The organism is Hydrogenispora ethanolica (assembly GCF_004340685.1).
In the GTDB taxonomy this organism is placed as follows: domain Bacteria; phylum Bacillota; class UBA4882; order UBA8346; family UBA8346; genus Hydrogenispora; species Hydrogenispora ethanolica.
Window position 1 is genome coordinate 142,870 of the sequence record NZ_SLUN01000009.1, and the last position, 9,609, is coordinate 152,478.

Annotated in this window: 8 protein-coding genes and 1 pseudogene; 7 read left to right on the forward strand and 2 right to left on the reverse strand. The window is 53.3% G+C overall.

Features of this window, described 5'->3' with window-relative positions:
* The 3 genes from EDC14_RS09710 to pgsA all read left to right on the forward strand — a co-directional run bounded on the left by EDC14_RS09710 (position 1) and on the right by pgsA (position 2,562).
* Positions 1 to 552 carry a lytic transglycosylase domain-containing protein gene (locus EDC14_RS09710; RefSeq protein ID WP_132014089.1) on the forward strand — a complete coding sequence of 184 codons (552 nt, stop codon included), beginning with the start codon at positions 1 to 3 and terminating at the stop codon, positions 550 to 552.
* A 107-nt stretch (positions 553 to 659) separates the two neighbouring features.
* On the forward strand, positions 660 to 1,985 hold the full coding sequence (gene rimO / locus EDC14_RS09715; RefSeq protein WP_132014090.1) for a 30S ribosomal protein S12 methylthiotransferase RimO: 1,326 nt from the start codon (positions 660 to 662) through the stop codon (positions 1,983 to 1,985).
* Between the two features lie 49 nt (positions 1,986 to 2,034).
* Positions 2,035 to 2,562 carry a CDP-diacylglycerol--glycerol-3-phosphate 3-phosphatidyltransferase gene (gene pgsA, locus EDC14_RS09720; protein WP_132014091.1) on the forward strand — a complete coding sequence of 176 codons (528 nt, stop codon included), beginning with the start codon at positions 2,035 to 2,037 and terminating at the stop codon, positions 2,560 to 2,562.
* A gap of 47 nt (positions 2,563 to 2,609) precedes the next feature.
* Here pgsA and EDC14_RS09725 read toward each other — a convergent pair whose 3' ends face one another.
* Positions 2,610 to 3,887, reverse strand: a complete 1,278-nt coding sequence (locus EDC14_RS09725) for an aminotransferase class V-fold PLP-dependent enzyme (protein WP_132014092.1) — start codon at positions 3,885 to 3,887, stop codon at positions 2,610 to 2,612.
* A gap of 44 nt (positions 3,888 to 3,931) precedes the next feature.
* Complete coding sequence (locus tag EDC14_RS09730; protein ID WP_132014093.1) at positions 3,932 to 4,129, reverse strand: AbrB/MazE/SpoVT family DNA-binding domain-containing protein; 198 nt, start codon at positions 4,127 to 4,129, stop codon at positions 3,932 to 3,934.
* Positions 4,130 to 4,603: 474 nt separating this feature from the next.
* Between EDC14_RS09730 and EDC14_RS27760 the strand changes: the two are divergent.
* The 4 genes and pseudogenes from EDC14_RS27760 to disA form a co-directional block, all read left to right on the forward strand.
* Positions 4,604 to 4,819: pseudogene (locus EDC14_RS27760) on the forward strand (alpha/beta-type small acid-soluble spore protein); the annotation flags it as partial.
* Positions 4,820 to 5,122: 303 nt separating this feature from the next.
* Entirely contained in the window at positions 5,123 to 5,908 is a 786-nt protein-coding gene (locus tag EDC14_RS09740; RefSeq protein WP_132014095.1) for an S-methyl-5'-thioadenosine phosphorylase, read from the forward strand.
* Positions 5,909 to 6,611: 703 nt separating this feature from the next.
* Positions 6,612 to 7,997, forward strand: a complete 1,386-nt coding sequence (gene radA / locus EDC14_RS09745; protein ID WP_132014096.1) for a DNA repair protein RadA — start codon at positions 6,612 to 6,614, stop codon at positions 7,995 to 7,997.
* 14 nt (positions 7,998 to 8,011) lie between these two features.
* Positions 8,012 to 9,082 (forward strand): DNA integrity scanning diadenylate cyclase DisA, encoded by a 1,071-nt coding sequence (gene disA / locus EDC14_RS09750; RefSeq protein WP_243662875.1) that lies wholly within the window; start codon positions 8,012 to 8,014, stop codon positions 9,080 to 9,082.
* The last annotated feature ends 527 nt before the right edge of the window (positions 9,083 to 9,609 follow it).

Below are 9,609 nucleotides of genomic sequence, written 5' to 3' on the forward strand. Positions count from 1 at the left end.
GTGGGTAAGCCCCGGGTCCTGTTGTTCGTCGCTATCCTGTTGCTGCTGTTCCTCCATAAGCCGTTATTACGGAATTATTTTATCCTGGAACAGCGGGAATTGATCATAGACTATAGCCGGATTCATCAATTGAACCCGGCCCTGGTAAGCGCGATGGTCTTTGTGGAGAGTGGTTTCAATCCCGAAGCGGAATCCCATAAAGGCGCGGTGGGATTGATGCAAGTGATGCCGGCCACCGGTCAGTGGGTAGCCCAACAGTTGGTGTGGCGGGACTTCACCGTCACCGATCTGAAAGATCCCGCCAAAAACCTGCGGATCGGCATCTGGTACCTGGCCTACCTCAAACGGAACTTCAGGCAGAATGACAATCTGGCGCTCGCTTCCTACAATGCCGGTTCAAGTTACGTATCCAGCTGGATCGAGCGCGGCGTCTGGAATGGCGATATGGTCAAAGTCGAACAGATACCCTTCCCGGAAACCAAGAAATACCTTATTAAAGTGGCGGTGCTCAAAAAAGTCTACCGTTATTTATATCCCGAGCTGGATTCATAAGGGATGTTGAAACTGAGGCGTAAAACCCGCTTTGTGAAGCGGAACTCATCGGTTCTGGTTATCGTCCCACTGACAACCAGAATTTTTTGTTGATTTTTGGAGGTAACATGGCGAAATTAGGAGTTGTTTCACTCGGTTGTTCAAAGAATCTGGTCGATACCGAGGTCATGCTGGGCCAGCTCATCGGAGCCGGCTGGGAATTGACACACGATTTGCGGGAAGCGCAATTGATCCTCATTAATACCTGTGGTTTCATCGGTCCCGCCAAAGAGGAATCCATCCGCCACATTCTGGAGGCCGTGCAGTATAAAGCAACGGATCGCGGAGTCTGTTCAAAAGTGGTGGTCACCGGATGTTTGGTCCAACGCTATGCGGCGGAACTTCGCCAAGAAATTCCGGAGGTCGATCTATGGATCAGTCTGGGCGAGATCGGCGAATTGGCCCAACTGGTGGAGAATGGCCCGGGACACGAGCCCGATCTGGACAGGCAGCCGTTTTTAAACGACCGGAATTTACGGCGGTTTCAAGCGACAGTGCCGCACCTGGCCTATGTGAAGATCGCGGAAGGCTGCAATCATCGCTGTTCCTATTGCGCCATCCCATTGATCAAGGGAAAGTTCCGCAGCCGCAATCCCGAGGCTGTGCTTGAGGAGGTCAAAAGCCTGGTCCAGGCCGGTGTGCGGGAGATCAACCTGATCGCCCAGGATATCACGATGTATGGCGTAGACCTTCAACCCAGGACCAACTTGACCGAACTGCTCAAAAAACTGATTGACCAGGCCGGCCCGGCGTGGATCCGCCTGCTTTACGCCTACCCTTCGGGAATCACTCCGGAGTTGCTGCGGTTGATGGCGGAGCAGCCGTCCGTCTGCAATTACCTCGATCTGCCGATTCAACATATCAATGGCAGGATCTTAAAATTAATGAACCGCCATGATTCGCCGGAATTGATTAAAGAGCGACTGGCTGAGATTCGCGCCGCTCTCCCCGGGGTTGTCTTGCGGACCAGTCTGATTGTGGGCCTACCCACTGAGACCGCGGCGGAGTTCGAGGAACTCCGCCAGTTCGTGGCGGAAGGTTTTTTTCAACAGCTGGGCGTTTTCGCTTATAGCCGAGAAGAAGGGACTGCGGCGTATTCGTTGAAACCCCAAATCAGCGCGAAAGAGAAAGAGCGGCGCCGGCAGCTCATTATGGAGGAGCAACGGGAAGTGACTGCCCGTTTCCTTGAGAAACAGGTAGGAACCAGGCAAATCATCCTGGTCGACCAGGCGCAAGACGGCCGGGGCATCGGCCGGACAGCGGGTTTTGCACCGGAAGTGGATGGCGTCGTCAGCATCGCCGGAATGCCGGGGAGTGCCGGCCGTTTCATTCTGGGGGAGATCACCGGCTATGAAGGATATAATTTGAATGCAAAATATTTAACAGAGGGCTGACAGGATTTTTTTGAAAGACGCCGAATCAGTTCATGACGGAGGAAAAACCATGAGTCTCGCCAACTGGATTACCGCATTACGGATCATCTTAGCCCTAGTTTGTGTCGGCATTCTTTTTTGGAATATTCCAGGGCGTGACTTGCTGGCGGCGATTATCTTCATCATTGCCGGACTCACCGATGGACTCGACGGTTATGCCGCCCGGATCCGCAAGGAGATTACCTCGTTCGGGAAATCGTTTGATCCGTTCGCCGATAAGGTGCTGATTATCTTGACTCTGGTGGTGCTGGCCAATCTCAAACGGGTTCCCTGGCCGGCGGTCTGGATCATCATTCTCCGGGAAGTGATGATTACGATTTTACGCCACTTTGCCGGCAAGAAAGGTTTGGCCATCGCCGCCTCGCCCTGGGGCAAGCTGAAAACCTTCGTACAGATCGTGGCCATTGCCTTAATCATGCTGAAAATACCGTACAGTTTATACTTCTTGTGGCTGGCCGTATTGTTGACGATCTGCTCGGGACTGGATTATCTTTGGCGCTGGCGTGGCGCTTTTGGAATGGTTGATAAAAACCGCTGACCGGGTCAGCGGTTTTTTAATCGGTATCAAACCGCCCGCATCGACCATTAGCATCGGCTTTGGAATTCAGCCAGGGCTTGCGCCAACTTTTCGACCTCGTGCAGTTGATTATAGCAGCCGAAACTGACCCGCACCAGGCCGGGGACCAGTTGAGGCTGGTGATTGATGATTTTTTTTTGGGCACTGTAGATTGCCGTCGGCGTCAAGTTTAAAAGCCGTTGAACATAGCTGCGGGCGCAAAAACACCCGCTCCGTACGCCAATCCCCCACTCTTCGGCCAGGTATTGGGCCACCTCCAGATGATGATGCCCCGCGACATTGAAGCTGATTACGCCAACCCGGTTATCGGGATCGGGATTATAAAGCGTCACGTCGGGCAATTCCCGCAATATCTCGAGCGTTCGCCGGATCAGTATTTTCTCGTTTTCGATGATGGAATCCCAGCCGATCTCCCGGAATACTTTCAGGGCTTCAGCCAAAGCCACCGCTCCCAAGACATTGGGAGAGCCGGCCTCTTCTACATCCGGCGGCTCGGACCAGACCACACCGGCCGGTCCGATCCCCTGGACCGTTCCTCCGCCGACCTGACTGGGCGGAGTATGCCGGAAAATCTCCCGCGGACCGATGAGCACGCCTACTCCAAACGGCGCATACATTTTATGTGCCGAAAAGGCGACGAAGTCCAGATGGCGCGGATCGGAAGGCGGCAAAACGTCGATGGGATGATGCGCCGCCAGTTGGGCCGCGTCGACCAGGATCTTCGCTCCGGCGCGATGGGCAATCTCAGCCAGCGTGTAGATGGGAGGAATATACCCGGTAACATTGGAAGCGCCGCTGACGGCGAGCAGCTTAATCCGGCCGGCGTTCGCCTGAAAGTAGCTTTCCGTTTCCGCCAGGTTGATTTGGTATCCATCCAAACCAATACAATAGCTGTCCTTGGATGCCCAGGGCAATTCGTTGGAGTGGTGTTCGACTCCGGTGTACACCACCTGCTCCCCGGATAGAAAGGGCAGGTAGTGGCTGAGTTTGTTCAGCGAATCGGTGGTGTTTTTGGTAAATATGACCACATCATGGTCGAAATCTACGCCAACAAACTTGCCGACGCTCTGCCGTGCCGCTTCATAAAGCTGGGTTGAATATTGCGATTTGTACCCCGCGCCCCGATGGACGCTCGCATACCAACGCGCCTCCCTGCATAACGCCTCCATGACTCTGGTAAAAGGGGGAGTGCTGGCGGCATTATCAAAGTTAATGTAGGGAGTCGGTCCTCTGCGGGTGGGAACTTCTTGCGAATGGCCATAAATTAAATTTGTCGGTTCCAACAAGTGACGCACCTCTTTCCCATTGTATGGGAGAGAGGGACTTTTGGCTACTTGTGAAGTGAATCGATCGTTTGATTCAGCGCTTTACTCTGTTCGAGGCTGGAGAAGGGCAGACGTTCAATGATCAAGCGGCCGCCATCCAGCCGCGCCGTAAAATGCGCTCCCGGCTTCAGCCCCAGGTCGGAAACGATCGTTTCCGGCAGAGTGAGCTGATTGGCGGCATTCATTTCCATGATATATTCCATGGATGGGTCACCTCCTCAAAGATAATGGCTATTCATAGTCTCTGTCCGGGCCGCCTCTTTTACTACGAAGAAGCTTCATTCCTCCAAAAATAATTCTGGATACACTAGGCGGCGGATGCCAAAATAAATGATGGAGGGCATGCTAACGTACTTTTTTGTTGCCCGATGATTCTTAGCTTTTAAAAGCGTTGTGATAAACCCTGTCCGAAGGCCAGGGTGAACACAAAAGCTCAGAAAAGCAAGGGATAAAGTCGTTTTTGAGTCCACTGAAAGCATGATTTCCGAATCACATGGCTTTTAAAAAGCCTTCATTTTGAGAATCGAATCGTATTTTTCGATTTAAAGCTACCGGCGCGCGGTGGTCCGCTGGAACTATTGGTAGTAAACATGAAATATTCCAATCATTAATCGTTTTTAAACCGCCTATAGCTGGGCAAATTATTCTCAGACCGATAAGAAAGGGGGGTTAATCAAATGGGTACTGGTCAAAAGCGGAATTCGCTCGTTGTTAAAGAGGCTGCTAACGCGCTTCACAACATGAAGTACGAGATCTCCAAGGAGTTGAATATCGACACCACTCCGATCGTTGGAGATTACTGGGGGTATATGACCTCGCGGGACTGCGGCGCAGTCGGAGGGCATATGGTAAAACGGATGATTGAAGCGGCTGAACGTTCCATCGCCGAGCAGGCGTTCTCCAACGTTCAATCGGGCTTCAAAGCCGGCTTACAGGCTGGAGGTTTCCAGCAACAGCAGGATAAAGTCCCAAGCAATCCTTCCCTCAATCTCAACAGCTTAGATAAGATCTATTAATCCAATCCATACTTACCCAAACCGCTCGGATCCTCCGGGCGGTTTTTTTAATGGATCGACGGATGGAAGCGTATATTTAAATGAACGGATTCGCGGGAACAAACGAATCTGTTTTGAGGCAAGAAGGAATTTGGGGCTGGGAAGCGAAATAGCCAACAATCAATGGAAGGAGGTTCTGGAATGGAACAAGCGGAAATTGGGATCTTTGGCGGGTCCGGCTTTTATTCACTGCTCGATAATGTTCACGAGGTTGCGGTCCATACTCCTTATGGCGCGCCCAGTGATAAACTGGCGGTGGCGGAAATTGCCGGCCGCAAGGTGGCTTTCCTGCCGCGTCACGGCAAAAACCACCAACTGCCGCCCCATATGATTAACTACCGGGCCAACCTTTGGGCAATGAAAGAATTGGGAGTGACCCGGATTATCGGGCCGTGTGCTGCGGGCAGCCTGCAAGCGGATGTCAAACCGGGCGATTTTGTCGTGGTCGACCAGTTTGTCAACAGGACTTGGGGCCGGAACGATACTTTTTTTGACGGCCCCATCACCACTCACATGAGCGCGGCCGAGCCGTATTGTTCGGAATTGCGCCGCTTGGCGATAGCCTGCGCCAAGCGACAGGGGATTACCGTTCATGAGCAAGGAACGGTGGTCGTCATCCAGGGGCCGCGCTTCTCCACCAAGGCGGAGAGCCGGGAATACAGCAAAAACGGCTGGGAAGTCATTAACATGACCCAATATCCCGAGGGGTGGCTGGCGCGGGAATTGGGAATCTGTTACGTGAATATCGCCTTGATCACCGATTATGATGTGGGCCTGGAAGGCCATCCGGAGATTCAACCCGTATCCCACCAGGAAGTGCTCAAAGTTTTCAACGACAACAATGAGCGCTTGCGCAACCTGCTCTTCGCCATGATCGAGGAGATCCCCCCGGTAAAGCATTGCGAGTGCAAAAGCGATTTATTTTAACCACCGTTTATCCCATTGATCCCGTGAAAAGACAGCTTTGTTTGGCTGACGAATTGCCGAATCGCGCCTTCCATGAATTGGTACGGCGCGTTTTTTCGTATGCGCCGGAGACGGCCGGAACTTCCGCGGCGAGTCCATGAGCATGCCGGGTAACTGCGCAAGGATGCGCGGCAAGTGTGTGAGCATACTCGGCAACCGGGCGACCATGCACAGTAACAGTGTAAGGATGCACGGCTACCGGGTGAGCTTGCACAGTAACTGTGCGAGCATGCTCGGTAACCGGGCGACCATGCACAATAACAGTGTAAGGATGCACGGCCACTGAGTGAGCTTGCACAGTAACGGTGCGCGCATACTCCGCAACGGAGCGATCATGCGCGGTTCCTGAGTGAGATTTCGCGACCAGCGAGCGGGAAAATTGGGTGAAAAGATGGCCATCTGCAGGCAATAAATGAGCAGTTTGCGCGCTACAAGAGAGAACCGCGGGAAGCGATGGGGATTTTCGCTAACGAAAGGCGTCAGGGATGGACTCTGAAGGTTACGCGATGGAACGCCAAGCGGAATATTCGGGGAGAAGCGATTCGTCCCGGGAATGAGGATTTTTTTTTTGGAGTTAACCGTAAAAAGACTTTATTAACTCCAGAAAACCTTGTAATATTAAATATGAAGCGTATCATAGGATGGATATTACCTTGGGGGTCGAATGGGAAACGGCAAGAAGAATCGCACGGTATTTTACTGCACCAACTGTGGCCATCAGGAGCCGAAATGGGTTGGCCGTTGTCCGGCTTGTCAGGAATGGGGAACTTTGGAGGAAGAAGCTGAAACCGTTGCCGGAACGGCCGAATTAACCGGTCTTGGCAGCATGCAGGAACCGCAGATCCTCAATCAGGTGGCAGTCGATGATTCCATTCGGGTTCAAACCGCTATCGGCGAGTTTGACCGGCTGATCGGCGGAGGCATGGTGGCCGGATCGGTGATGCTGTTGGTGGGCGATCCGGGGATCGGGAAGAGCACTTTGAGTCTGATCGCAGCCGGCAATGTCGCCCGGCGCGGCAAGGTTCTTTATGTCAGCGGCGAAGAGTCAGCCGCGCAGACCAAGATTCGCGCGAACCGCTTGGGAAAGTTCCCCGATTCGCTCTATGTATTATCCGAGACCGATCTGGAACGGATTCAGCATCACGTCGCCGCTCTCCAACCGATCCTGGTCGTCATCGATTCCATCCAGTCCACTTTTGTGAGAACCTTACGTTCGACGCCGGGTGCCCCGTCACAGATCAAAGAGTGCACCATCAACCTCATTAAGCTCGCCAAAGCCACCAACATTCCGATCGTGCTCATCGGCCAGGTGACCAAGGAATCGGAACTGGCCGGTCCCCGGGTCCTGGAGCATCTGGTGGACGTCGTGGTGTATCTTGAAGGAAACCGTAGCCAGAGTTTAAGAGTGGCCCGGGTTGTCAAGAATAGATTTGGGTCCACGCAAGAGGTGGCTTTGTTTGAGATGACCGGTCAGGGGTTTGCGGAGGTGCAGAACCCATCGGAGTACCTGCTGGAAAACAGGAGCCGCCTGATGGCCGGCTCAGTGATTGTGGCCTCGGCCCGCGGCAGTCGTCCGATTTTTACCGAGATCCAGACCCTGGTGACGGAGACCGCGGAAGGAATTCCGCCGCGCCATATCGCCATCGGCGTGGACCGCAACCGCCTGCTATTGGTCACTGCAGTGCTGCAGCGCTGGGTCGGTGAAAGGCTCGGCAATAAAAATATTTTCGTTTCGACCGCCGGCGGCATCGAATCGGACGACCCGGCTTTGGATCTGGGAATCGCGGCTTCGTTGCTCTCGTCGATGCGGGGGATCGTTTTTAGCGGGAAAGTGTTCTGCGTCGGGGAATTGGCACTGTCAGGCGAAGTCCGGACCATTCCCGAGCTTGAAAAATTATTAAATGAGGGCCGGCGGCTCGGTTTTGAGGCCTGCGTTCTGGCCGCCCAATCGGTAAAACGGATCAGCCCGCCGGCTGGAATCCGGTTGCACGCCATCGATCATATTCGTCGTCTGGTCCAGGTGCTTCCGGAGCTACTTGAAAAAAATTAATGGAGGGTTTTGGTTTGAGCCAGGAGGATCAACGATACCTCGAAATGACCAAAGTGTTAAAGATGGTGGCTCCCGGCACCACCCTTTACGAAGGGTTGGAGAATATTTTACGCGCCCGGACCGGAGCCCTGATCGTGGTCTCGGACGCAGAGTCGATCATGAAATTGGTCGATGGCGGTTTTCGGATCAATTCCGAGCTGCAGCCGTCGACTCTGTATGAATTGGCGAAAATGGACGGAGCCATCGTGCTCTCCTCCGACGGGCGGCGGATTATCGTAGCGAATGCCCATTTGACGCCGGACTATCTGATTCCCACCTCGGAGACGGGGACCCGGCACCGTACCGCCGAACGGATGGCGACGCAGACCGGGGAACTGGTTATCGCCATTTCGCAACGGCGGAACGTTATTACACTTTACAAAGGAAACCAGCGCTATGTCATCCGGGATATCGGGACGACCTTGGCCAAGGCGAATCAGGCCTTGCAAACGCTCCAAAAATATAAGAGTGTCCTGGAGCAGTCGCTGTTGAATCTTTCGGCCCTGGAGTTCGAGAATCTGGTCACGCTATCGGATGTTTGCACCGTCATTCAACGGGCTGAAATGGTCGGCCGGATCGCCCATGAGATCCAGCGCTACATCTTTGAGTTGGGCAGCGAGGGCCGCTTGGTCAGCATGCAATTGGATGAGCTGATGATCGACATCGAAGACGAAGGCCAGTTGGTCGTGCGCGATTATTTCCGGGGCGAAGCGAATTTGTCCGATTTTCAAAAGGAACTCACTTCATGGGATGACGACGATCTGCTGGATCTGAATTCCCTCTCGCGCGCCCTCGGCTATCCCGGCGGGACCAGTCTGGATCTCTCCCTGACGACCCGGGGCTACCGGATCTTGGGCAAGATTCCGCGACTGCCTTTTCCGGTGGTGGAGAATCTGGTGAAGACCTTTGGCGTCCTGCCGAAAGTACTCGAGGCATCCACCGAGGAGCTCGATGATGTGGAAGGAATCGGCGAAGTGCGGGCAAGGACCATCAAAGACGGGTTGCGCCGTTTGCGCGAACAGATCTTATTGGACCGGCATTTTTAGCGCGTCCCCTTCGTATGCAGGGATGGAATTCCATATCATGGTCGAGTAAAGAATTATCACCGGTTTGGAGGCGGCGATAATTTTTTTCTATGTGGATGAAATCAATTTTTTGAGCATCAAGTTTATCCGCAAACACCATCTTGTTCTATACCACCAAGTAGCGAGAACCCTATCAGTCACTTTGAATAAAAGAATTGAAGGATAAGTCATGACGCCGATGGACCTAACCCTCGCCCTTCCCCGGAGCAGCCGATTAAAGAAGATGATTCAAGGGGAAGGGTAACCTTGGGCTTCGAACTCGAAGAGCTGAAGCCTTCAACGCCTTATGACTTTTTTCAAGCAGACCGATGCTTTCGCTATTAAAGGCAGTTAGAGATCAGCGACTATGGGTTACCCTTCCCGTCGAATCGGCTTCCCTGAACAACTTCTCTAGGGAAGGGCGAGGGTCAATGTCGTCAAGCTACGCTGGGAAAAATTACAAACTTTTTTTCTGATTCATGGGATAACGGTCCCGATTCGTTTTTTTA

Bases quoted from the DNA above. Each gene is read 5' to 3' on its own strand.
- pgsA (WP_132014091.1), top strand. From the start codon at position 2,035: ATGAGTCTCGCCAACTGGATTACCGCATTACGGATCATCTTAGCCCTA.
- rimO (WP_132014090.1), top strand. From the start codon at position 660: ATGGCGAAATTAGGAGTTGTTTCACTCGGTTGTTCAAAGAATCTGGTC.
- EDC14_RS09730 (WP_132014093.1), bottom strand. From the start codon at position 4,129: ATGGAATATATCATGGAAATGAATGCCGCCAATCAGCTCACTCTGCCG.
- radA (WP_132014096.1), top strand. From the start codon at position 6,612: ATGGGAAACGGCAAGAAGAATCGCACGGTATTTTACTGCACCAACTGT.
- EDC14_RS09740 (WP_132014095.1), top strand. From the start codon at position 5,123: ATGGAACAAGCGGAAATTGGGATCTTTGGCGGGTCCGGCTTTTATTCA.